Source organism: Kitasatospora sp. NPDC041917, from assembly GCF_055589745.1.
Genome location: NZ_JBVJBI010000002.1, coordinates 75,309 through 98,132 on the forward strand (window position 1 = coordinate 75,309; position 22,824 = coordinate 98,132).

Genomic DNA, 22,824 nt, shown 5'->3' on the forward strand with positions numbered 1-22,824 from the left:
CGCAGCTCAGGCCGAGAAACGCACCCGGTTCCGCCGCAGGCGACCGACGAGCAGCATCGCCACCGCGGCCGCCGACACCACGGCCACCAGGCACGCGACGGCAGTGACGTCACCCCACGCGGTGACGCAGGCATGCGCCAGGAGCGGCGGGGACGCCAGGGCGATGGCCGCCGACTCGCGCCCGCCCCGCGACCCGCCGCGCCAGGTCAGCACGACCCCGGCCGCGGCGAGGACGAGCAGCGGCCAGCACCCGTAGTCGGTGCTGACCCACGGCACCACGTGGGAATCGATCAGCGCCCGCGGCACGACCACGAGCGCGACCACGGCACCGGCCATGCCCGCCGGTCCCGCGCGGCCCGCACGACCGCGTTCCACCCGCCGGTCCGGCGGGCAGGCGAGCACCACGGCCGCCGACAGGACCGCCGCGGCCGGGGTGGCCACCGGGTCGCCGAAGGCCGGCCCGCTGACCACCGCGGCCACCGCGAAGGACAGCAGCCCGGCCACCGTGCACGGCACCCCCGCCCGCCACCGTCCGGCCAGGGCCGACGCCGCCCCCACGAAGACGAAGAGGGACGACACGAGCAGCACGCCCCACGCCCCCGACAGGTCCACTCCGAGCCGCAGCCCCCACGGGGCCGGGGACGCGACGAGGCTCGCGTACCAGCGCAGCAGATGCAGACCGCACCCGGCCGCGGCGGCGGCCAGGGCAAAGGGGTGGGCAAGGCCCAGGACCCGCGCGGCCGGAGCCGCCGGGCCCGCCCCCAGCCGCATCCGCAGCGCGTGCGCCGCCAGACCCGCGCCGTCGCGCAGCCGCGAGCCCAGCGGCTCCCCCGCCGTCATCTCCCGGAAGGTCGCGGCGACCTCCTCGCCATGGGCCTGCCGGTAGGCGGCGGGATACAGCCGCACCACACGGTCGATCACGTGGCGGACGGCGACGGCCGCGCGGCGGACAGCCGACGATTGGCCTCCCTCGCCGTCTCGGCCAGCCGCTCGGCCTCCGCCGCCAGCCGCTCCCGACCCGCCGGGGACAGGGTGAAGATCCGCCGGGCCCGGCCGTCGACGATCTCCTCGCGTTCGACCTCGATCATGCCGTCGGCCAGCAGACGGTCCAGGGCCCCGTACAGGGCGCCCGTGCGCAGCGCGACACGGCCGCCGGTCATCGCCTTGACCTCCTGCGCGATGGCGTACCCGTGCCGCGGTGCGTCCGCGAGGGCTGTCATCACCATCACGGTCGGCTCTTGCATCACGCGCTCACTCACCCGACGAAGATAGTCACTCCGCCGGAGCATCTCAACGCGGCGGGCCGCGTCGCGGCCGCCGGGCGGCCCTCAGCGGCTCGCCCGTACCGACGCCACCCCTGCCACGCCACTGCTCCGCTCACACGCCGCCGGCCGCGCGCCGGTAGCTGCGACCGTCGCGGGTCCGGGTGAGCCGACCGCTCTCCACCAGGTAGCGGCGCAGCGCCGAGCAGTCGTCGTGCACGGTGCGCAGGGCCTCGTTGACCTCCGGCTCGCCGTACTCCCGCGCCGGCTCGAAGAGGGTGGCGAGGTGGTCGAGCAGGGCGGTACGGGGGCCCGCCTTGCGCGGGATCGCCGTCAGCCGGCCGTCCCGGAACAGGGCGGCCAGATTCGCGGGCGGCTCGGACATCGGTCGCTCCTGTGCAGGTCGGCGGTTCCTCGGGTGCTTCGTCCGCCGAGGCTGCCAGAGCACGACGCCGTGCGTCATCCGGTTTTCCGCCGGCCGGGGGTTCCGGCCGCTCCACCGCACATCACCGACATCACACCCGGTCAGCCCTCCACCGGAAGCGAGTCGGCACCGAGTTCTGTGGAGCCGTCACAACGCGTGCTGGCTTACGGCGGAGGAATCGGGCCCGGGAACGGCCCGCAGACCCCTCTGGGAGGCCAGAGCCCGGAGGGGAGGTCCTGGTGAGCCCCGAGGAAGTAGTCCACCCCCTCCTCGAACAGCGCCGTCTGGACGACTGCCCGCAGCGGACCCTGAGTCTCGCTGGGAACCGGGTATGCACCGGCCATCATCCACTCGTCATCGCCGAGCTCGAACAGGCCCCTCACCTGGAGGAACTGCTCTCGCGTCACCGTGACGGACGAGCAGAGCCACTCATCGGGGCCGAATCCCTCCAGCACCCACATGAGATTGCGGCCGCCCTCGAACGGACAGTCCTCATTCATCGGCCGATCCTACGGCGTGCACGCTGTCGGCCGCTCGCCCCATCGAACTCGTGCGGCCCGGCGCATCCCTCGCTGCCGGGCCGCACGAGAACCCGCTACCGGCCCGTGCGCCGCACCGGACCCGGCGTCAGGGCCGGGTACGGTGCGGCATGCCGAGTGGGCCGTGCGCCGTGGGTCAGCGCACGGTGACGGTGAACACGGGCGAGGCGGTGCTTCCGCTGATGACGCGCAGCTCGTTCAGGCCCTTGATGCCGAGCTTCACGCCGAGGGAGTAGGAGCCGGTGCTGGTCGTGGCGACGGAGGCGGGCAGGGTGACCCACGCGCCGTGCTGCTTCTGCTGCAGGGTCACCGTGCTTCCCGCCTTGAGGGCGGTGGTCGTGCCGGTGACGCGGAACAGCTGCCACGCCTGGACGGTGGAGACCGACGGCTTGGCGGTGATGCCGGCCTGCGCGGTGGCGGGCACGGGCTGGTTGGCGGGCACGGGCCGGGAGACGGGGGCGGCCGCCATGGCGGTGCCCGCCACGGCGAGGGAGACCGCGGCCAGGGTGGTCACGGCGGCCAGGCGCAGGGAGTTCCGCTTGGAGACGATCACGGTGCGTCCTTTCCAAGGTGGATCCGGCCCGAAGGCACCATCGGTGCGACTCGGGCCCTGTCATCCGTGGAGACGCCCCGCGCCGCACTCGGGTTGTGGACGAAACGTCACCACCTTGTAACAGTAAGCGATTTCGCGGAGCGACGGGCGGTCCGGCGGCTCGACCGTACCGGTTCCGCCCGCAACTCCCGCGGCGGGTCGTCGTCGCAGTCCTGCGGCCGGGGGGATGCGGCGGACTTCCCGCGCACCGCAGGCGAGTTGGCTAGACTGCGGCGGGCCTGGCATGATCACCAATGAAGGGGCAGGGAATGAGCACCGACGAGACCGCGGCGACGGCCGCCGAGTTCGGATCCGATGAATCGGCCGCCCTGCACATACGCCAGGACGTTCCGCACAGCGCCCGGATGTACGACTACTTCCTCGGCGGCAAGGACAACTTCGCGGTCGACCGCGAGGCGGCCGAACGCGTCCTGACCGTCTTCCCCACCATGCGCACCGCGGTCCACGCCAACCGCGCCTTCATGCACCGCGCCACCCGGGCGCTGGCCCGGCGCGGTCTGCGCCAGTGGCTGGACATCGGCACCGGCATCCCCACCTCGCCGAACCTCCACGAGGTCGCCCAGGCCGTGGAACCGGCGGCCCGCGTGGTCTACGCCGACAACGACCCCGTCGTGCTGGCCCACTCCCGCGCCCTGATGACCAGCACCCCCCAGGGCCGCACCGCCTACGTGCACGGCGACGTCCACGACCCGGCCGCCATCCTGGCCACTCCGCAGGTCGCGGCGACCCTCGACCTCACCCGGCCCGTGGTCCTGTCGATGGTGGCCCTGCTCCACTTCGTCCCGGACCTCGGCGACGCCCACGCCATCGTCAAGCACCTCCTGGACCCCCTGCCGTCCGGCTCCGCGCTCGTCCTCTCCCACGCCACGGCCGAACTCGACCCGTCCGGCGCCTCCAAGGTGCAGGAGATCTACAACCAGGCCGGTACCTCCCTGCGGCTGCGCCACAAGGACGAGTTCGCCACCTTCTTCGCCGGCCTGGACCTCCTCGACCCCGGCATCGTCCCCGCCCACCGCTGGCACGGCGACGACACCGACGTCTCCACGGACGCTCTGCCTGCGACCGTCACCGACGCCCAGGTCTCCTTCTACGCGGCCGTCGCCATCAAGCCCTGATGCGCGCGGAGTCGGGGGCATGACGATCCGTGGCGTGAGCACCGGCAGGTGGTCACGCCACGGCCCCGGCCACGCGGACCTGGGCGCGCCACGAGAACCGGGCGCGCCGAGCGCTCAGGGCCGGGCAGCGCGGTCAGGCCGAGCCGGGCGGCCGGGTCGGTGCCTGACGGGCACACCTGCGCCCGGGCGGAGGGAATCGATTTCTCGGACTCCGGGCCCTCGGGGCGGTAGGCGTATTCCACGATCGTGAGTTCCCGGCCGCCGCCGAAGTCCACGAACCGCTGGTGCAGCGGCCCGAAGACGTGGTCGTCGTCGCCCTTGATCACGACCTTCCTCGCATCGCCGGTAGTGCGCGCCGGGACGCGGCCCACCCCTGGGGGTGTCAGCGGCTGCACCTATCCTCTTGATCATGAGCCGCACCACCCCGCCCCGGGTGGCCGCCGGCGCACCGCCCCGTCGCGGGAGCCGGTCCTCCGGGGTGCCGCCTTGTTGAGTCCCGTCGGGTGAATCTCAGGGCGCGGGTTCCGCATCGGCCGGTCGGTTGCTCGCATAGTCGGACCGTCATACCCGCCGATGACCGGACGGTCCGACGATGCGATTACCGCACCGAGAAGTTCTCGCCGCCGCCACCGCCCTGCTGCTCGCCCTCACGGGGTGCGGCGCACCGCAGGCCCGGCAGGGCACACCGTCGCCGCTGCGCGATCCGGGCGCCACGGCCACGCCGACCCCGTCGGGGCCACGGGCGTTCACGCTGGTCGCGACGGGGGACGTCCTGCCGCACACCGAGATCATCCGGCAGGCCGCGGAGGACGCCGGCGGCAACGGCTACGACTTCACCCCGATGCTCGCCGGCGTCAAGCCGGTCATCAGTGCCGCCGATCTGGCCATCTGCCACATGGAGACGGTGTACGGCCCCGACGGTGGGCCCTTCACCGGCTACCCGTCGTTCAAGTCGCCCCCGCAGATCGCCCGGGCGCTCAAGGACGCCGGATACGGCTCCTGCGACACCGCCTCCAACCACACGCTCGACGACGGACCCGCCGGCATCCGGCGCACGCTCGACGCCATGGACGCCGTCGGCCTCAAACACACGGGCTCCGCCCGCGGCGCCGACGAGGCGGGCAGCCCCGCGCTCCTCACGGCAGGCGGCGCCACGGTGGCCCAGCTCGCCTACACCTACGGCACCAACGGCATCCCGCTGCCGCAGGGGCAGCCCTGGGCGGTCAACCTCATCGACCGGGAGCGGATCCTCACCGACGCCAGGACCGTCCGGGAGCAGGGGGCGGACATCGTGGTGGTCAGCCTCCACTGGGGCACCGAGTGGCAGGACACCCCGAACGACCAGCAGCTCGCACTCGCCCGCGACCTGGCCGCCGAGCAGAGCCCCGGCCGGCCCGACATCGATCTGATCCTCGGCACCCACGCCCACATCCCGCAGGCGTACGAGAAGATCGGCGACACCTGGACGGTCTACGGCCTGGGCGACCAACTGGCCGGACACATGTTCAACTACACCGGCGCGGAGGACCCGCGCGGGAACTGGAGCTCGATCGCCCGGTTCACCTTCTCGCCGCCGCCCCGGCCCGGGCAGCGATGGGCCGTCACCAAGGCCGAGTTCGTCCCGCAGCTGACGGACCTCGGCCCGCCCTACCGGGTCCTCGACCTGACCGAGGCCGTCCACCACGCCCCAGGCCGCGGCGACTACGCCCGGGCCCTGGAGCACATCCGGACGGTCGTGCTGAGCCGCGGCGGCGCCTCGGCAGGGCTGACCGCGGCCCCCTGAGCGGACCAGCACCCGAACCGTCCTGCGTGCACGGATGGCACCGTAACCGTCCGACGCGAACCACTCCCGGTGTCACGCCAACAGCGCCTCGAACCGGTACTCGGGCGCGGTCAGGGGCTGCTCGGACCAGATGACCTTGCCCCGGGCCGTGTACCTGGTGCCCCACCGCTCGGCCAGCTGCGCCACCAGGAACAGGCCCCGGCCGCCCTCGTCCGTGGTGGCGGCGTAGCGCAGGTGAGGGGCGGTGCTGCTGCCGTCGGAGACCTCGCAGACCAGGCTGCTGTCCTTCAGCAGCCGCACCCGGATCGGCTCGGCGCCGTAGCGGATGGCATTGGTGATCAGCTCGCTGAGGATCAGCTCGGCCGTGAAGGTCAGCTCCTCCAGTCCCCAGGCCGTCAGCCGCTCGACGCACTCGTTGCGGACGCGGGACACGGCGGCGAAGTCGAACGGCACGTCCCAGACGGCCACGCGGTCCGGATCGAGCAGCCGGGTGCGCGCGACGAGGAGGGCGATGTCGTCGCTGCGCCGCGGTGGGACCAGCGCGTCGAACACGGCCCGGCAGGTGTCCTCCGGGGACCGGTGGTCCTGGGCGCCGGTCAGCGACCGGCGCAGCTCGTCGAGCCCGGTGCCGAGGTCGCGGTCGCGGTTCTCGACCAGCCCGTCGGTGTAGAGGACGAGCGCGGTTCCGGGTTCCAGCCGCAGCTCGGTGGTCTCGAAGGGCAGTCCGCCCACGCCGAGCGGCGGGCCGGCCGGCAGGTCGGCGAACTCCACACCGCCGTCGGGGTGGACCAGCGCGGGCGGAGGGTGCCCCGCCCGTGCCATGCTGCACTGGCCGGAGACCGGATCGTAGATCGCGTACAGGCAGGTCGCCCCAGTGACGGGCGCGTTCTTGCCCTCCTCCGCCGTCCCGGCCTCCTCGTCCTGGTCGAGTCGGGTGACCAGCTCGTCGAGGCGGGCGATCAGTTCGTCCGGGGGCAGGTCGAGGGCGGAGAAGTTGAGCACGGCGGTGCGCAGCCGGCCCATGGTGGCGGCGGCGTGCAGGCCGTGGCCGACGACGTCGCCGACGACCAGGGCCACCCGGAAGCCGGGCAGCGGGATGACGTCGAACCAGTCCCCGCCGACCCCGCGCAGCGCGGGCAGGTAGCGGTAGGCCACCTCCATGGCGCTCTGCTCGGGCAGCCCCCGGGGCAGCAGGCTGCGCTGCAGCGTCTCGGCCATCCTGTGCTCACGGGTGTAGCGGCGGGCGTTGTCCACGCAGATCGCCGTGCGGGCCACCAGTTCCTCGACGACGGAGAGGTCCTCGTCGTCGAACGGCGCGGATTCACCCGCCCGCCAGAAGTTGACCGTGCCCAGGGTCAGGCCGCGCGCCCGCAGCGGCGAGGTGATCAGCGAGTGCATCCCGTCCGGGAACACCCGGTCGGCGGCCTCCGGGGCGCCCGCCCGCCGGGCCTGCTCATGGCGCAGGTCGTCGGCCAGCGCGGCGGGCCCGGTCTTCAGGGCGGTCTCCTGCGGGGCACCGGGGAGCGGGCTGAGCTCCGTGCCCACGGGCATGAACGGCCAGTCCTCGCCGCGCCCGCCGGTGGCCGCGCGGTGGAGTCGCGGGCCGTGCTCGATGCCGAGGTCCGGGTACAGCTCCTCGCCGCGCAGCACGGGCTCGGCGAGGTCGACCGTCGCGTAGTCCGCGAACCGCGGAACCACCACGTCGGCCAGCTCCTGCGCGGTCCGTGTCACGTCCAGGGTGGTACCGACCCGCAGCCCCGCGTCGTAGAGCAGTTGCAGCCGGGCCCGGGCCGCCTCGGCCTGCCCGGCCAGTGCCCGCAGGTCGGTGGTGTCCCGGACGGTCGCGACGCTGCCGGCCCCGCCGCCGAACGGTGCGGTGGGGCGGTTGTTGACGGCGAGCAGCCGGTCCCCGGCCCGGTGCACCTCGTCGGTCGCGGTGCGCCCGGAGGCCAGCAGCCCGGCCAGTCCTGGGACGAGCCCGAGTTCGTCGACCGGCCGCCCTTCCACCCGGGGCGGCAGCTCCAGCAGTCGCCGGGCCTCGTCGTTCGCCAGCAGGACCCGTCCGTCCCCGCCGACGATCAGCACGCCCTCGCGGACCGCGTGCAGCACCGCGTCGTGGTGCTCGTACATCCGCGTCATCTCGGCCGGGCCCAGGCCGTGCGTCTGGCGCCGCAGCCGCCGCCGCACCAGCAGCGCCCCGCCCATGCCGACGGCGAGCGCGACCGCCGCTCCGCCGAACAGCAGCGGCAGCTGGCGGCTCACCGCCGTGCCCACGTGCGCGACGGTGATTCCGACCCCGACCGCTCCGGCGACCGAGCCGTCCGGTCGGGTGACCGGCGCTCCGGACTCCACGACCCGCCCGACGGGCGTCTGGAAGCTGTCGGTGGTCGGCCCCATGAGGGAGCGCGCGAACGGGCCGATCACATGCTTCCCGATCAGGTCGGGGGTCTGGGCCGTGTAGCGGATCCCCTCCGGGTTGGCGAACACGACGTAGTCGAAGCCGCCCTGCATCACGATCTTGTCGGCCAGCGGCTGCAGCACCGCGGTCGGATCGGGGCCGTCCATCGCGCTCACCACACCGGGGGCCTGCGCCAGGGCGACGGCCGCGGCACGGGTACGGCCCGCGGCCACGCCCGTGGCGTAGCTCCGGGCCTGCAGGACGAGCGTCGTCAGCGCGGCTCCGACCAGCAGCGCCACCACGACCAGCAGACACACGAACACCTGGCCGGCGACGCTGTGCACCCGCAGCCGCGAGCGCAGGCCGCCCCGCGGCGGCCGCTCCTGCCCGGGTCCGCCCGGGTCCGTACCCGCGGCGTCATGGCCGTCCGCTGCGCGCATCGGCCCGGATCAGCTTTCGGCGCGGTCGTTCATACCGGTCTCCCGTCGTCCGACGGCTGAGAGGAGTTCCGAGGCAGTGGCACCATCCTCGGCCGGACGCCGCCTCGGCCTTCAGCCTAGTACCGGGCCCTCGGCCGTGCCTCCACAGCCGCCGGGGCCCAGGGCCGCACGGGCGGCGCGGGGCCCGGCTGCCGCCTGCGGTCGTCCGAATCGCCGAGGAGCAGGCGGGCGCCTCACAGGTCCGCCGGGACGGGCCGTCCTGCTCCTCGTGCCCCGACCGGCCAGGGCGGGTGCCGCCCCGGGCGGATGCCTGTCGGACGACCGCCGGGCCGGGCCGGTGCCGGATCGACGGCGGGAGGCTGCCACCTCACCTCTCCCGCCCCCTGGAAGCATGGCCGACGCCCTGTCAAACTGCCTGCCTCACAGCCTATTTGGAGAGGAACGAGCCATGACGAACGGCGAAGCGCACAGACCGCCGGCGCACCGGCTACGGGCGCTGCTCAGCCTGCTGGTCCTCGCCGCGGCCGCGCTGCTGGCCGGTCCGGTGCCGTCCGCCGCGGCGGCGGGCGGCGAGGCGGAGGCGTACTACATCGGGGACGACGGGGGCCTGTGGAGCTACCAGTACTCGGACACCGCCGGCAGCTGGAGCACGGCCGCTCGGCGCGGGCCGGCCTCGCTCGCCCCGCCGGGCGCGCGGGTGGCGGCGGTGCGGACCCCCGGTCACCGGCCCGCGGTCTACTTCACCGCGACGGACGGCTCGCTGTACGAGTACTGCGCGGACAACCCGGGCTCGGCGCCGTTCTCGATCAGCGGCCCGGCCACGGCCGAGCCCGGCGGGCGGATCACCGCCGCGTGGGCGGGCACCCGGCTGACCCTGGTCACCGGCACCTGGACGGGCGCCACAGCGGCGGCGGCACCGGCGGTCCCGCAGTTCAACGACGCGTGCCTCCCGATGACCGTGGACTGGCGCCAGCTCCCCGCCCCCGCCCTTCCGTCCTCGGAGGCGGCCTCCTTCGCCGTCACCGGCCGCGCCGGGATCTTCACGGTCGGCGACAGCGGCGGGGTGACCGTCGGCTGGACGTCGCAGGCCACCGGCGGGCTGACCAGCTACACCATCGCCCCGGCGGGCAGCGCCCGACCGGGCGGCGGCATCGCGGTGGCCCCCGGCACCACCTCCGGCACCGTGTCGGTGTTCTTCGCCGGCCGTGACGGACGGCTCAACCTGGCGACGGTCGGCGCGGGGGCCGGGCGCATCGGCTCCCTCCAGGCGAACACCACCGCCCCGACGGGCAGCGTCCCGGACGGCGCCGTCGTCTCGGCGGCCAGGAACGCGGCCGGCACCGCCGTCGGCTACGTCGCCGTCGACGGCTCCATCACCCTCGCCCACCTGTCCTCCGCGGGCCTGTGGCAGAGCACCGAGGCGATCAGCGCCACCGGCTTCTCCAACCCCGGCAGCTCGGTGGCCATCTCGGACGTCGACGGCTACCCGGCCTGCGGCACCAACGGCCCCCGGGTCGTCCACTTCGGCCCCGTCCGCGGCCCGTCCCCCGATCCGTGGGTCGCGGCCGGCCTGAACGCGACCGTCGGCGCCGCCATGACCTTCGTGTAGGCGCGACACGGTCTCGGGCGCACCGCGGGGCGCCCGGGGGTGCCGGCGGCTGAGCGTCGGCACCCCCGGGCGGCGCCCCGTGGCGGCGGCGCCCGCGGGGCTCAGCCCCGGCTCGCCCGGGCGTGCCGGATGTCGGTGAGCGCGGTCGGGGCGCCGCCGAGCCACCAGGTGGGGTCGGCGCTGCCGTCGGTGGTGCGGCCGTCGCGGTGGACGTAGTGGCGCACGTCCCGTCCGGGGTCGGCGAACTCGCCGGCGAGGGCCCGCTGCAGCCACTCCGCCCCGAACCGGAAGACCTCGGCCGCCACTCCCCCGAGCGGGTGGAACTCGTCCTCGTAGACCCGCAGTTCCTTCGGCGCCCGGACCCGCTCGAAGCTCTCCAGCGCCTGGCCGAGGTCGGTGAGCTCGTCGAACTCGCCGATCCCGTACAGCACCGGGCAGGTGATGTCGGCCACCAGGTCGCCCAGCGGCATCCGCCGGGCCAGGTCACGGTCGAAGGCCTCCTCGTCGGTGTACCCGGCCATGAACATGTAGTTGTTCTTGAAGGTCGGCTGGGCGCGCTCGAAGATCGTCGCGAAGTCCCCGGTGACGGCCTCGAAGGCGGCGAGCGCGGCCAGCCGACGGTCGGTGGCGGCGGCCCGGGATCCCCAGTAGCCGCTCATCGAGATGCCGAACATGCCGATCCGCTCGGCGTCCACCTCCGGGAGCGCGGCCAGGTGGTCGAGGTAACGGCCGATCGCCCGCTCGTAGTTGCCGAGGTCGACGGTCAGTCCGCCGGCGCGACTCTCGCCCTGGCCCGGCCCCTCGATGGACAGCGCGACCATGCCGCGCGAGGTGTAGTAGCGCTCGGCCGCCCAGATGTAGTCCTCCTTGATCATGTCCATCCCGGGGCCGAGGATGACGGCCGGCGCGTTCTCGACCGGCCCGGCCGGCAGGTGCAGCAGGGCGAAGATCCGCGAGCCCTCGAAGTCCAGTTCCACCCGCCGCACCCGGCCGTCGCGCAGCGCGCCCAGGCGCTCCACGCAGTGATCGGCACGCCGGCGCATGGCCGTCTTGCGCGGGTCGGCCGCGTCGAAGATCGAGTACTGCGCCCGGCCCCACATCACCGCCGCCCGCAGGTAGAGGTCGGCGGCGGTCTGCGCGAACCCGCCGCGCTCGTGGTGGGCGGCGCGCTCCTCGGCCTGGCCGGCCACCGTCGCCCACGCCTTGGGCAGCATCGCGCCACTCCTGACCAGCGCGAAGACCTTGGCGAAGTCGGTGTGGTCGTGGCCCAGCTGCTCCATGGTCCCGACGGCCTCGGGGTGCAGCGCGTCGAAGCCGCCCTGGGCGAGGGCGGTGTCCAGGGCCCAGGTCTGGCCGGTCGAACGGATGGTCATGGGTGTCCTCCTGGGGATCCGCTCAGCATTTGGCTAAGCACTTAATGAGTAAGTACTTAGCTATTAAGTACTGAGGCTAGGCTGCTGTCAACCCGCCGAGGAGGACCGACCATGGCCGAGACGCCACCCACCGACGACCGCGCCCGGGCACTCGACCGCCTGGCCCGCGCCGCCTACCGGCTCAGCGCCGCCGACGCCCGGCTGCGCGGACGCGCCACCCGCACCCCGGGCGCACTCTCCCTCACCCACGCCCGGGCCCTGCGCACCCTGGCCGAACAGGGGCCCCTCACCATCAGCGGGCTCGCCGCCGCCACCGAGACCACCGGCGCCGCCACCACCCAGCTGGTCAACGGCCTGGTCACGGCCGGCTACGTCACCCGCACTCGCCAGCCCGAGGACAAGCGCTCCGTCCTGGTCGCCCTCACCGACACCGGCCGGGCCCGGCACGACCAGCGCCAGAACGCGCTGGCCGAGGCCCTGCACACCGATCTGGACGACTACGACGACGCCGCCCTCGACCGGGCCGCCGAGGTGCTGCAGCGCCTGTCCGCCGTCTACGACCGGCTGTGAGGCCGCGGGCCGGTCCGGTCACGGCATCCGGAGTGACCGGTTCCCCTTGCCGCCACCGGCTTTGACGATTCATCGGAAATCCTCAACAGGCGGATGCATACGCCGGACGGTCGGCATCGCCCCGGTGGAATCCGACCAGGAACGGCATCCTGCCCGAAGCGGGTGTCCGGGGGCACGCGAAGTGGTGGTTGATCCCGTACTGGTGGGAGTGGACGGCTCCGGACGCCGTGATCGTCGCCGTCGCGCCGGGAAGGGTGTGGGTTCGCTGTCGGCGGAGACGGGGGCGCCCCGCACACGGATTCCGTACGGGGCGCCCGCTCATGTGCAAGGGGTCAGGCGAGGCGGATGCGCTCCGCCTGCGGGCCCTTCGGGCCCTGCACGACGTCGAAGGTCACCTTCTGACCCTCCTGGAGTTCACGGAAGCCCTGAGCGTCGATGTTCGAGTAGTGGGCGAACACGTCGGGGCCTCCGCCGTCCTGCTCGATGAAGCCGAAGCCCTTCTCGGCGTTGAACCACTTCACGGTGCCGGTGGCCATGCTCTTCTCCTTCGCGGGGACTGATCGGGTCCCACGGGTGCGGGCCCGGAGATGATCGCCTTGGTCCGGAGAGGCATTGAGCAATGAGAACGCCCACGGCGGGTAACCGCGGGCGAGAACTTCGGAACCACGACTGCTTGATCAAAACGTTACACCGCAGAACATCCCGAGGCCAGGAAGTCCAACCGCGCGCGAAGCGGCGTGGTTGTCGCGCCCGCAGGCGATGAGGTCGGCGTCGACCCGCCGGACGCCACCCACCGGGGCGGGGCTCCCTCCCCGAAGAGATGCGGGAGGCCCGGAACTGGCAGACCCTTGGAGGAGATCCGACCTCCGAGGAGAGCGATGACCGGTGCCAGTGCCTCACGGGAACCGAGCGTCATGGTGCACATGTCGATCTCCGGTGCGCCACCGGTGGCGAACGTCGTCGCCGACACGGTGGGGCAGTCGTTCGGGCTTATCGCCGTCCCTGGTCCTGGCTCCGCGAGGGACTATGTCTCCCTCGCCGATCAGGTGGTCCACACCCGCTGGCAGGTGGACACGTCGGCGCCGATCACGGAGACCCCCGCCCGACCGGTTGCCCGCGCAGATGCCGGCTCCGGCCCGGTGAAGGTGGAGCTCGGTGGCAGAGCCGACGCCGTGGCCAAGGTCGCGGCGCTGATCCGCGCCCGTTTCCGCACTGGACCCCCGGCGGGATTCTCCCAGGCGTTCGAAGTGTGGCCGGAGAGTCCGCCGGACACCACAGACCGGCCATGACCGAAGCGGCCTGCGTGGCCGTACTCAGGTCGCGGCCGACGGACACCGGCGGCGACCGCGCGGGTCGAGAGCACCGACTCGCCGTCGGGGTCGAACTCCTGTCCGTCGCGTACGGTTCCGTCAGGGCGTCTGGACCGAGGCGCCCAGCCGGTAGTCGTGCGCGGTGAACGCGGCGGCGACGGCGAAGCGGTCCGCCCGGACGAGCGTCTGCCGCCACTCGATCGGACGCCCGTCGGTGTCGCGGCCGAGCCGGTCGATCGCGAGCAGCGCGGTGGTCGCGGGGCAGTCGAGCAGGATGCGCTCCCCCCGGCCGGGGACCACCGCGCGGATGCGTTCCCAGCCACCGCGGATGCTGCGGCCGCAGTGGCGTTCGAGCTCGTCGTAGAGCGAGGTGTGGGTGAAGTCGACGTCCAGCAGCGGGTGGGCCAGGTCCGCGGGAAGCCAGATCCGGTCGACGGCCAGCGGTTCCTCGTCCGCCAGGCGGACACGTTCGAGGTAGACCAGCGGCGTGGACTCCTCCAGTCCCAGGCGGGCGGCGATGACGCCGTCGGCGCGCCGGTCGAGCGCGCGCACGACGCTGCGCTGGACGGCACCGACCTCCTCGACGGAGCGGAACAGGCTGTACGCCTCACCGATGTCCTGCTCCAGGGGGCGGCTCGCGGTGAACCGCGAGGCCCTGCCGCGCTGAGCGGTGACGAGGCCCTCCTCCCGGAGCTTGCGCAGGGCCTCGCGGACCGTGTGCCGGCTGACCCGGTACTCGGCGACGAGGTCGTGCTCGCCGGGGAAGACGTCGTGGAACTCGCCCTCGTCGAGCCGGCGCAGCAGGTCGGCGCGCAGCTGCGCCCAGAGCGGACTGCCCGCGGCCCGGGTGAGGGGCCGGGGGCCGGGACCGGGACCGGGACCGGGATCGGGCGCGGAGGTCACGGCGCCCTCCTGGGAGTCAGGGGTCGGGTGGGTGGTGCGGGACACGAGGTGAATGTACGTACCTTCGGGGGAACAGCACAAAATCGGTGCCTGCCGGGCATCGCCGGGTGGCGACCGGCGGAAGGCGACCGCCGTCCGGACCCGAGGTGTCCGGGCAGCGGTCGCCGCGCTCGCGCGGAGGCCGTCAGGCGAGGGCGCCGATCACCATGAAGGCGGCCACCGCGAGCAGGACGACGGCGAAGGCCCGCTGCAGTGCCGCGCCGGAGAGCTTGGCCGCCAGTCGCTTGCCGTCCCAGGCGCCGAGGACGGCGGCGCCCACGAACGGCCCGAAGACCGCCGGGTCGACGGAGATGTCCGTGACCGTCAGGCGGGTGCCGAGGGAGACCACCGAGTTGACGACGATGACGACCAGGCTGGTACCGACGGCCTTGCGCATCGGCAGCCGGAGCACCGACACCAGCGCGGGCACCGCGAGGAAGCCGCCGCCGACTCCCAGCAGGCCGGTCACCGCCCCGAGGCCCGCGCCGGCCGCGACCGTGCCCAGGTGCCCGTCTCGGCCGGCCGGTTTCGTGGACGGAGCGGCGCCGCCGTCCGCGGCCTCCCCGCCCTCCCCGCCCTCCCGGGCCGCCCCGGCCGGCACGCGCCGCGCGCTTCGGGCGCCGCTTCGGGCGCCGCGCAGCATCACCGCGGCGGCCAGCGCGGCCAGGACGGCGAACGCGGAGGTCAGCACCGGCTGCGGGATGCGGTGGGCGAGCACGGACGCCCCGATGGCGGGAAGCACGCCGGCCGCGGCGAACAGTGCGCCGGTGCGCCACTGGACGGTGCCGCTGCCCGCGTGGCGGGTCAGCGCGGTGACGGAGGTGGCGGTGACGATGACCAGGCTGGTGGTCCCGGCGTCGGAGGGCGACAGGCCCAGCAGGTACACCAGGGCCGGGACCGCGAGCACTCCCCCGCCGCCGCCCAGCGCGCCGAGGGCGACGCCGACCACGGCTCCACAGAGCAGAGCGGTGATCAGGACGCTCACGCCGTGACGCCGTCCGCGGCCCGGTCGGCGGGGCGCACGACCTCGCCGTTCCAGGCGGCGAAGCCGCCGCGCAGGTCGACGGCCTCGAAGCCGCGGGCGCGCAGCACGGACGCGGCCACCGAGGAGCGGTTGCCGCCCGCGCAGATCACGGTCAGCGGCTGATCGGTCGGCAGTTCGCCCAGGCGGGCGAGCAGTTCGGGCAGCGGGAGGAGCCGGGCGCCGGGGAGGGTGCCCTTGTCCTGCGTCTCGCCCGGGCCACGTACGTCCAGCAGCATGAAGTCGGCTTCGCCCTCGACGAGTTGACCGGCGAGGGAGCGGACGAGGTCGTCGGCGTCCACGCGCGCGACCGAGGTCAGGTGCGCGGCGTCGATCGCCTCGACGGCGGTGCCCAGGGCGCCCAGGACGCGGTCGAAGCCGATCCGGGCCAGGCGGGTCCGGGCCTCGGTCGCCGTGTCCGGGTCGCCGCACAGGATGACGGCGTCCTGGGCGTCGAGCACCTGGCCGGCGAGTTCGGCGAACCGGCCGCCGAGGGGGATGTTGACCGCGCCGTGCAGGTGGGCGGCGGCGAACGCCTCCGGATCCCGGGTGTCCAGCACGGTGGCGCCGCCCGCCCGGGCCTGGAGGAACGCCTCCGGGGTGAGCGGCGGGACGGGGGTGTCCTCGTCCAGGACCGGACGGGCCTGGCGGTTGCGCACCGAGGTGAACGCGAAGTAGGCCGGCGCGGCGGGCTGGCCGGCGGTCACCACGGCGACGAACTCGTCCTCGGTCATGTCGGCCAGGGCGTAGTTGCCGCGGCGCTGGTTGCCGATCGTGCAGCTCAGCTCGGTGGAGAGGTTCTTGCCGCAGGCCGAGCCGGCGCCGTGCGCCGGGTGGACGCGCGTGTCGTCGGGGAGGGTCAGCAGGGCCCGGGTGGAGCGGTACAGCAGGCGGGCCATCTCCTCGGCGGACCGGCCGCGCGAGCTGAGCAGGTCGGGGCGGCCGACGTCGCCGATGAACAGCGTGTCGCCGGTGAGCACACCGAACGGGACGGCGTCACCGGCGTGTTCGCGCACGACGACGCAGATCGACTCCGGGGTGTGGCCCGGGGTGTGCAGGATCTCCAGGTCGACCTCGCCGAGTCCGATCCGCTCGCCGTCGCCCAGGGGGTCGGTGTCGAAGTCGAGCACGGCGGCGGAGCCGTAGGAGATGCGCGCGCCGGTGCGCTCGGCGAGTTCCAGGTGACCGGAGAGGAAGTCCGCGTGGATGTGGGTCTCGATGACCCGCTCGATGGTCAGTCCGTGCTGTTCGGCGGCGGCGAGGTACTCGCGGACGTCGCGCTGGGGGTCGACCACGACGGCCCGGCCGGTGGTGCGGTCACCGACGAGGTACGAGGCGTGGGAGAGACAGTCGAGGTAGAACTGCACGAAGACCAGTGGTCCGGCGGGCGTCGTCATCCGGGGCTCCTGAGGGTGGAGGGTGGCTGCGCCCCGCGGCCTTGAGGGCGGGGCGTGGGTACGGGCGGGTGCGGGCGGGTGTGGGTACGGGCGGGATGTCGCCCGGCAGCACGCCGTGGGCGCGCGAAGGGCCGCGACGGCGGGAGGCCCGAGTGGTGGGCCGTACAGGAGATCCGGGGCGCGCGGGCGCCCGGGGGTGCGTGACCGCGAGGGTCAGGCGAGCCCGCGGAGCATGAGGTTCCAGTAGAGGAACGGCAGCCCGCGCCGCTTGAGGTACCACATGTCGGTGCGCTCGCGGACGGTGTTGATCACCGGGATCGACGGGGCGGGCCGCCCGCTGTAGTCGAACTCGGCGAGCAGCATCTTGTTGCGGGCGGTGGTCAGCGGGCAGGAGGCGTATCCGTCGTACGCGGCCTCGGGCTCGCGGCCGTCGAGGGTGGCGAGGAGGTTCTCGACGAGCACCGGGGCCTGCTTGCGCACCGCGGCACCGGTCTTGGAGTTCGGGGAGGATCCGGCGTCACCGAGCGCCCACACGTCGGGGTAACGGACGTGCCGCATGGTGTACTTGTCGATCTCGACGTAGCCGCCCGGGTCGTCCGCGCCGGCGAGCGGGCCGCGCTTGATCCAGTCCGGGGCGCTCTGCGGCGGCACCAGGTGGGCGACGTCGTACGGCAGGGTCGTCCTGCCCCCGGTCCCCAGATCGGTGACGACCACCTCGCGGGCCTCCGGGCGCACCTCGGTGACCTCGCTCCCGTAGTGGACCTTGATGCCGTAGCGGCGCACCACGCCTTCGAGGACGCGGGCGAACTCCGGGACGCCGAAGATGGCGGTGCCGGGGATCACCAGGTGGACGTCGATCCTGCCGAGCACGCCCTCCCTGCGCCAGTGGTCGGCGGCCAGGTAGGCGATCTTCTGCGGGGCGCCGCCGCACTTGATGGCTCCCGCGGGCATGCTGAACACCGCGCTGCCGGAGCGGGTCCCGCGGATGAAGCGCCAGGTCGCGGGGGCGTGCTGCGGCAGGTAGTTGCTGGACAGTCCGTCCTGGCCGAGCCCGGCTTCCAGACCCGGTATCCGGTCCCAGTCCAGCTGGATGCCGGGGCAGACCACGAGGTGGTCGTAGGAGACCGTGCCGCCGTCGTCCAGCGCCACCTCCCGGGCCTCGGGGTCGACGGCGACCGCGGCGCGGCGTATCCACTGCACGCCCTTCGGCATGACGGACGCCTGGGGCCGGATGCTCTCCGCCAGCGGCGCCCGGCCTCCGCCGACCAGCGTCCACAGCGGCTGGTAGTAGTGATGACCGCTCGGATCGAGCACCGCGACGTCCCGCTGGCCGGCGCGGCGCAGCCGGGCCGCGACCGAGATCCCCGCGGTCCCGCCGCCGATGATCACGATCCGGTGATGCCTGGTTATCAAGTGGACCCTCCCTGGCGAAATGTACGGACATTAAGCTAGGTCGGACCCGCCGCAGACCGCAAGCCATTGTCCGGACATTTGCCTCCGGGGCACGGCGCCGCCCTGATCGACCGCCACGGGCGGCGTCCGGCCGATGTGCCGAACGGGACTTGCGCGGATTCCCCAGCACCCGGCAGAGCGTGATGACACGATGAACGGGCCATGGTCAGGCCCGACTTGGAGGTCGTCGTTGCCGGGTGACAAGCGGAGCGTCCAGGAGAGAGTCGTGCCCACCGCACGGATCACCCCCGGAGACTTCCCCACCAGCCCGCTCGCCCTGCGCTTCGCCGACCCCGCCGGACAGGCCACGGCCCGCGCCTTCGCCACCGGGCAGGCGGACGCCGCCACCGAAGCGGCCGGCCTGCTGGCCCGGATGTGGGAGACCGCCGCGGACCGGCCCGCCCGGGTCGCCGCGCTGGCCACCGTCCACGCGCGGCTGGTCGACTGGCGCTACCGCCTCGCCGTCACGATGGGCCCGCCTCCCGGCATCGCCGGCACCGCCTTCGACCCGGAGCGCTTCCGCACCCCGATCCGGGAGGGCGACACCAACTACGACCGCCTCGGCGAGGTCGGCCGTCTGCGCGAGGGCGCCCGATGGGACCGGACCACCCGCACCTACACCGGCGGCCGCGCGACCCCGGCCTGGGACGCCATGCTCCGCTACGGCCGTCTCGCCGAGCGGCGCTTCGCCGCCGAGGGCGTCACGGGCGACATCCTCCAGAACCGGGTGCTCCTGCCGGACGGACGGCGGATCGCCGGCAACCGCCTCCTGCGGGGCGACGCCGCCCGCCGCACCGACGCCGAACTCGTCGCCCGGTACGCGGCCCGCGGCCTCGACACCTCCTGGATCGAGAGCGGCGGCACGCCGATCTACACCGCCACCCCCGCGCCCCGGGACGGCGCCGTCCTGCACGCCGCCGCCCTGGACCTCCTGGCCCGCCCCCGCCTCACCACCGAGGACTACCTGCTGGCCCGCTACCTGCTCTTCCAGGCCCCGCGGACCAAGAAGGGGAGCGACGCCGTGACCAGGACGTTCATCGTCGCGGTCGGCGCCGTCGCCCTCCCCGGCACCGCGCCCGCCCTGCCCGAGGACATCGACCTGCGCAGCTACGTCCTCGGCCGGCCCCGCGTCCGCCCGTAGCCGGGCAGCGCCCGCACGGCTCACCCGACGGTCCCCGGTCGGCCCCCGCCCGAACTCGCCCCCGGGCCCGATCTTCCTCCGGGCCCCAGGATAATGATCTTGTTTGTCGGGCGGGGCCGAGCGAGGACGGGCGGCATGCGGATCAAGGTTCTGGGGCCTCTTCAGGTCGTACGAGGAGAGGACGGGCGCACCGTCGAGGTCGGCGGGGCGCGACTGCGGCTGCTGCTGGTCCGACTGGCCCTCGATCCCGGGCGGGTGGTCACCCGCGAGCGGCTGGTCGACGACCTCTGGGGGGACACGCCACCGGACGAGCCCGCCGGCGCCGTGCAGTCCCTGGTCTCCCGGCTCCGCCGGGCGCTGGGGGCGGACCGGACGGTGATCGGCTCGCATCCCGCCGGGTACCTGCTCGACCTGCCCCGGGCGAGCGTGGACGCCTGGGACTTCGAGCAGCGCGTGACGGCCGGGCGGGCGGCGCTGGCAGCGGGCGGGTTCGCCGAGGCGGCCACCGTGCTGGGCGAGGCGGTGAAGCTGTGGCGCGGGGCGCCGTTCACGGACGCCGAGGGCGCCGGATTCGCCGCCGCACCGGCGGCCCGGCTGGCCGAACTGCGGCTGTCGGCGGCCGAGGACCACGCGGACGCAGTCCTCGCGCTCGGCGCGGCCGACCGGGTACCGGGGCTGGTCGCGGAGCTCACCGAACTCTGCGCGGCCCACCCGCTGCGCGAGCGGGCCGCAGCCCGTCTGATGCGCGCGCTGGAGACGAACGGGCAGCAGGCCGCGGCGCTGGAGGTGTTCGAGCGCACCCGGCGGGCGCTGGCCGGGGAACTGGGCGCCGACCCGTCCGCCGAACTGCGGGACGTCCACCTGCGGGTGCTGTCCGGCGCCGAGCCGCCGAGGTCAGGACCTGCCCCGGCGCCCGTGGGCAGCCCGGCCGGACGCGCCGCGCTGCCCACCTGGCTGACCGGCCTGGTCGGCCGCGACGACGCGGTCACGGCGATCCGGGAGCGGCTCGGCCGGTCGCGCCTGGTGACGCTCACCGGGCCGGGCGGCGTCGGCAAGACCCGGCTGGCGGTCGCGGTCGCGGCCGCCACGCCCGCCGGAATCGACGTACGGCTGGCGGAACTGGCCGAGGTCAGCGCCCCCGACGTCAACGCCCCCGCCGTCAGCACCCCCGACGCGGTGGCCCGGGCCGTCCTGACGGCGGTCCGTCCGCCGCAGGACTCCGGAGTGCCGGCGGACGGACTGCCCGTCGGCACCCCGGCCGGCGATCCGGTCGACCGCATCGTCCGCGCGTTGGAGGGCCGCGAGACCCTGCTCGTCCTGGACAACTGCGAACACGTGGTCGAGGCCGCGGCCCGGCTGGCCCACCGACTGCTGACCGCCGTGCCGGGCCTCACCGTGCTGGCCACCAGCCGGGAACCGCTCGGGCTGACCGGCGAGACCCTCTGGCCGGTACCCCCGCTCACCGTACCCCCGCCGGCCACCACCGCGGAGGAGGCGCTCGCCCACCCCGCCGTCGCCCTGTTCGCCGAACGGGCCGCCGCGGCGGCCCCGGACTTCACCCTCGACCGGAACACCGTCGAGCCCGTCGTCCGGATCTGCCGGGAACTGGACGGCCTCCCGCTCGCCCTGGAGCTGGCGGCGGCACGACTGCGTTCCCTCGGCCCCGGGCACCTCGCGGCGCGGCTGCACGACCGGCTCCGGCTGCTGGACCGGGGCCCCCGCGCCGCCCCCGGCCGGCATCGCACGCTGCGCGCCGTCATCGGCTGGAGCTGGGACCTGCTCGACGAGGACGAACGCGTCCTGCTGCGGCGGCTGTCGGTGTTCGCCGACGGGGCTCTCCTGTCCGACGCCCACCTGGTCTGCTCCGGCCGTTGGCCGGGCGGTCCGGCACCGGACGTGGTGGCCGTGGAGGACCTGCTGGCGTCCCTGGCCGAGAAATCCCTGGTGGTGACCACCGGCCGGGGCGACGGGCCGCTGCGGTTCCGGCTGCTGGAGACCATTCGCGAGTACGCCGCCGAACAGCTCCTCGCGGCCGGGGAGGCGGACCGGACCGGCGCCGAGCACCTGGGCCGCTACCTCGCCCTCGCCGAGACCGCCGAACCCCGGTTGCGCACGGACGACCAGCTGAACCGGCTGGCCCGGCTGGACGCCGAGCACCTCAACCTGGACGCGGCGCTGCGCCGGGCGGTCGCCGTCGGCCCGCCGGAGCACGCGCTGCGGTTGGCGGCCGCCCGGGTCTGGCCGTGGCTGATGCGCGGTCAGGGACACGAGGCCGGTGAGTGGACGACGGCCGTCCTCGCGGCTCACGGCCACACCCCGCCGCCCGGCCTGGAGCAGGCGCACGCGCTGTGCGTGATCCTCTCCGGGCTCACCGCGCCACTGCGGGATCCGGACGGGACGGCGGCCCCGGCCGAGGCGATGGGGCAGGCGTTGGTCACGGCGATGGAGGCCGACCACCCGGTCGCGCTCGGGGCGGCACTCCTGCTGGCCCTGGGCGGGCCGCCCGGGGCCACGAGCGCGGCGGCGGAGCGGTTCCTCGGGCATCCCGACGCCTGGGTCCGGGCCGGCGCCCATCTGGCGCTCGGCCGCATCGAGCTGGGCGCCGGCCGGATCGCGGAGGCCGAACACGGTCTGCGGGCCGCGGTGGACGGCTTCCGGGCGCTCGGTGACCGCTGGGGTCTGGCGATGGCCCTGGTCACGCTGGCCGCGCTGCTGTCCGTCACCGGCGCGGCCGACGAGGCGCTGACCGTGCTCCTCCAGGCCCGCGACTGCGACGCCCGGATGGGCGGCGCCGGCGATGCCCCGCTGCCGCTGCTGCTGTCCGGCCGGCTGCGGACCCGGAACGGCGAGCCGGACGCGGCCCGGGCCGACCTGGAACGCGCGCTGGCCTCCGCCGTACGGGCGCGGGACCCGCACCTCCAGGCCGCGTCCCGCTACGCGCTCGGTGAACTCGCCAGAAGGACCGGCGACTTGAAGGCGGCGCTGCGTGACCAGCAGGAGACGGTGCGGAGGCTGGAGCGCCTCTCCCCGGCCGACGCCGCGGCTCCCACCCGGCGGCACCTGCTCGCCCTGCTGCACACCAGCCTGGGCCGCATCCGGCTTCGCCTCCGCACGCCCGAGCAGGCCGCCCTGCTGCACCGCCGGGCGCTGGAGCTGGCCGCGGACAGCGGTGACCGGCCGGTCCGCGCCGACGTGCTGGAGGGCTTCGCCGAGTACTGCCTGGCCCAGGGCGAGCCGACCCGGGGCGCGGCCGCACTGGGCGCGGCGTACGCGCTGCGCGGAGCCCATGACGCGGGCGACCCGGAGCTGCGCGCCGTCCTGGACGGCTGCGCCGAGGCGCTCGGTGCGGACGGCTTCCGCAGCGCCTGGGAGCGCGGCCGGGCGCTGTCGCGACCGGAGTCGCTGGCCCGGGAGGCAGGCTGACGGTTCCGCCGG

Annotated in this window: 20 protein-coding genes; 7 read left to right on the forward strand and 13 right to left on the reverse strand. The window is 74.5% G+C overall.

Features of this window, described 5'->3' with window-relative positions:
- Positions 1 to 6 precede the first annotated feature (6 nt).
- The 5 genes from ACZ6EM_RS02470 to ACZ6EM_RS02490 form a co-directional block, all read right to left on the reverse strand.
- Entirely contained in the window at positions 7 to 921 is a 915-nt protein-coding gene (locus ACZ6EM_RS02470) for a hypothetical protein (RefSeq protein WP_401045159.1), read from the reverse strand.
- Positions 918 to 1,259: a PadR family transcriptional regulator gene (locus ACZ6EM_RS02475; protein ID WP_359909696.1), complete on the reverse strand. Its 342-nt coding sequence runs from the start codon at positions 1,257 to 1,259 to the stop codon at positions 918 to 920. Before ACZ6EM_RS02475 ends, ACZ6EM_RS02470 begins: the two co-directional genes overlap by 4 nt.
- A gap of 118 nt (positions 1,260 to 1,377) precedes the next feature.
- A complete protein-coding gene (locus ACZ6EM_RS02480) occupies positions 1,378 to 1,647 on the reverse strand; it encodes a DUF2087 domain-containing protein (protein ID WP_401045158.1) in 270 nt (89 codons plus the stop codon).
- A 203-nt stretch (positions 1,648 to 1,850) separates the two neighbouring features.
- Complete coding sequence (locus tag ACZ6EM_RS02485) at positions 1,851 to 2,186, reverse strand: hypothetical protein (protein WP_465771427.1); 336 nt, start codon at positions 2,184 to 2,186, stop codon at positions 1,851 to 1,853.
- 175 nt (positions 2,187 to 2,361) lie between these two features.
- The gene (locus tag ACZ6EM_RS02490) at positions 2,362 to 2,778 is read right to left on the reverse strand and encodes a hypothetical protein (protein ID WP_401055259.1); all 417 of its coding nucleotides are present in this window, start codon (positions 2,776 to 2,778) and stop codon (positions 2,362 to 2,364) included.
- A gap of 308 nt (positions 2,779 to 3,086) precedes the next feature.
- On the opposite strand from ACZ6EM_RS02490, the gene ACZ6EM_RS02495 reads away from it, so the two are divergent.
- Positions 3,087 to 3,953 carry an SAM-dependent methyltransferase gene (locus ACZ6EM_RS02495; protein WP_401055260.1) on the forward strand — a complete coding sequence of 289 codons (867 nt, stop codon included), beginning with the start codon at positions 3,087 to 3,089 and terminating at the stop codon, positions 3,951 to 3,953.
- On the opposite strand, the gene ACZ6EM_RS02500 is transcribed toward ACZ6EM_RS02495, so the two are convergent.
- Positions 3,926 to 4,279: a hypothetical protein gene (locus ACZ6EM_RS02500; protein WP_465771428.1), complete on the reverse strand. Its 354-nt coding sequence runs from the start codon at positions 4,277 to 4,279 to the stop codon at positions 3,926 to 3,928. The genes ACZ6EM_RS02495 and ACZ6EM_RS02500 overlap by 28 nt on opposite strands.
- A gap of 266 nt (positions 4,280 to 4,545) precedes the next feature.
- Between ACZ6EM_RS02500 and ACZ6EM_RS02505 the strand changes: the two genes are divergently transcribed.
- Positions 4,546 to 5,736 carry a CapA family protein gene (locus ACZ6EM_RS02505; protein WP_465771429.1) on the forward strand — a complete coding sequence of 397 codons (1,191 nt, stop codon included), beginning with the start codon at positions 4,546 to 4,548 and terminating at the stop codon, positions 5,734 to 5,736.
- A gap of 72 nt (positions 5,737 to 5,808) precedes the next feature.
- Here ACZ6EM_RS02505 and ACZ6EM_RS02510 read toward each other — a convergent pair whose 3' ends face one another.
- Entirely contained in the window at positions 5,809 to 8,574 is a 2,766-nt protein-coding gene (locus ACZ6EM_RS02510) for a SpoIIE family protein phosphatase (RefSeq protein ID WP_465771431.1), read from the reverse strand.
- Positions 8,575 to 9,022: 448 nt separating this feature from the next.
- Here ACZ6EM_RS02510 and ACZ6EM_RS02515 point away from each other — a divergent pair, with 448 nt between their 5' ends.
- Positions 9,023 to 10,183: a hypothetical protein gene (locus ACZ6EM_RS02515; protein ID WP_401051667.1), complete on the forward strand. Its 1,161-nt coding sequence runs from the start codon at positions 9,023 to 9,025 to the stop codon at positions 10,181 to 10,183.
- Between the two features lie 101 nt (positions 10,184 to 10,284).
- On the opposite strand, the gene ACZ6EM_RS02520 is transcribed toward ACZ6EM_RS02515, so the two are convergent.
- On the reverse strand, positions 10,285 to 11,556 hold the full coding sequence (locus ACZ6EM_RS02520) for an alpha/beta hydrolase (protein WP_401051664.1): 1,272 nt from the start codon (positions 11,554 to 11,556) through the stop codon (positions 10,285 to 10,287).
- Between the two features lie 111 nt (positions 11,557 to 11,667).
- Between ACZ6EM_RS02520 and ACZ6EM_RS02525 the strand changes: the two genes are divergently transcribed.
- Positions 11,668 to 12,126 carry a MarR family winged helix-turn-helix transcriptional regulator gene (locus tag ACZ6EM_RS02525; RefSeq protein WP_401051662.1) on the forward strand — a complete coding sequence of 153 codons (459 nt, stop codon included), beginning with the start codon at positions 11,668 to 11,670 and terminating at the stop codon, positions 12,124 to 12,126.
- A gap of 332 nt (positions 12,127 to 12,458) precedes the next feature.
- Here the strand turns inward: ACZ6EM_RS02525 and ACZ6EM_RS02530 are convergent, their stop codons facing one another.
- Positions 12,459 to 12,662 (reverse strand): cold-shock protein, encoded by a 204-nt coding sequence (locus ACZ6EM_RS02530; protein ID WP_359909730.1) that lies wholly within the window; start codon positions 12,660 to 12,662, stop codon positions 12,459 to 12,461.
- Positions 12,663 to 13,004: 342 nt separating this feature from the next.
- Between ACZ6EM_RS02530 and ACZ6EM_RS02535 the strand changes: the two genes are divergently transcribed.
- Entirely contained in the window at positions 13,005 to 13,415 is a 411-nt protein-coding gene (locus ACZ6EM_RS02535; protein WP_401055755.1) for a hypothetical protein, read from the forward strand.
- A 120-nt stretch (positions 13,416 to 13,535) separates the two neighbouring features.
- Here ACZ6EM_RS02535 and ACZ6EM_RS02540 read toward each other — a convergent pair whose 3' ends face one another.
- The 4 genes from ACZ6EM_RS02540 to ACZ6EM_RS02555 all read right to left on the reverse strand — a co-directional run bounded on the left by ACZ6EM_RS02540 (position 13,536) and on the right by ACZ6EM_RS02555 (position 18,209).
- The gene (locus ACZ6EM_RS02540) at positions 13,536 to 14,384 is read right to left on the reverse strand and encodes a GntR family transcriptional regulator (RefSeq protein WP_465771432.1); all 849 of its coding nucleotides are present in this window, start codon (positions 14,382 to 14,384) and stop codon (positions 13,536 to 13,538) included.
- A 139-nt stretch (positions 14,385 to 14,523) separates the two neighbouring features.
- Complete coding sequence (locus ACZ6EM_RS02545) at positions 14,524 to 15,363, reverse strand: sulfite exporter TauE/SafE family protein (protein WP_401055183.1); 840 nt, start codon at positions 15,361 to 15,363, stop codon at positions 14,524 to 14,526.
- Positions 15,360 to 16,796 (reverse strand): MBL fold metallo-hydrolase, encoded by a 1,437-nt coding sequence (locus tag ACZ6EM_RS02550; RefSeq protein ID WP_401055184.1) that lies wholly within the window; start codon positions 16,794 to 16,796, stop codon positions 15,360 to 15,362. The genes ACZ6EM_RS02545 and ACZ6EM_RS02550 overlap by 4 nt, the downstream gene beginning before the upstream one ends.
- Positions 16,797 to 17,009: 213 nt before the next feature.
- The gene (locus ACZ6EM_RS02555) at positions 17,010 to 18,209 is read right to left on the reverse strand and encodes an NAD(P)/FAD-dependent oxidoreductase (protein ID WP_452180439.1); all 1,200 of its coding nucleotides are present in this window, start codon (positions 18,207 to 18,209) and stop codon (positions 17,010 to 17,012) included.
- A gap of 265 nt (positions 18,210 to 18,474) precedes the next feature.
- Here ACZ6EM_RS02555 and ACZ6EM_RS02560 point away from each other — a divergent pair, with 265 nt between their 5' ends.
- Both ACZ6EM_RS02560 and ACZ6EM_RS02565 read left to right on the forward strand, forming a co-directional pair.
- Positions 18,475 to 19,389 (forward strand): hypothetical protein, encoded by a 915-nt coding sequence (locus ACZ6EM_RS02560; protein WP_401053979.1) that lies wholly within the window; start codon positions 18,475 to 18,477, stop codon positions 19,387 to 19,389.
- A gap of 135 nt (positions 19,390 to 19,524) precedes the next feature.
- The gene (locus tag ACZ6EM_RS02565) at positions 19,525 to 22,812 is read left to right on the forward strand and encodes an AfsR/SARP family transcriptional regulator (protein ID WP_465771433.1); all 3,288 of its coding nucleotides are present in this window, start codon (positions 19,525 to 19,527) and stop codon (positions 22,810 to 22,812) included.
- Positions 22,813 to 22,824: the final 12 nt, after the last annotated feature.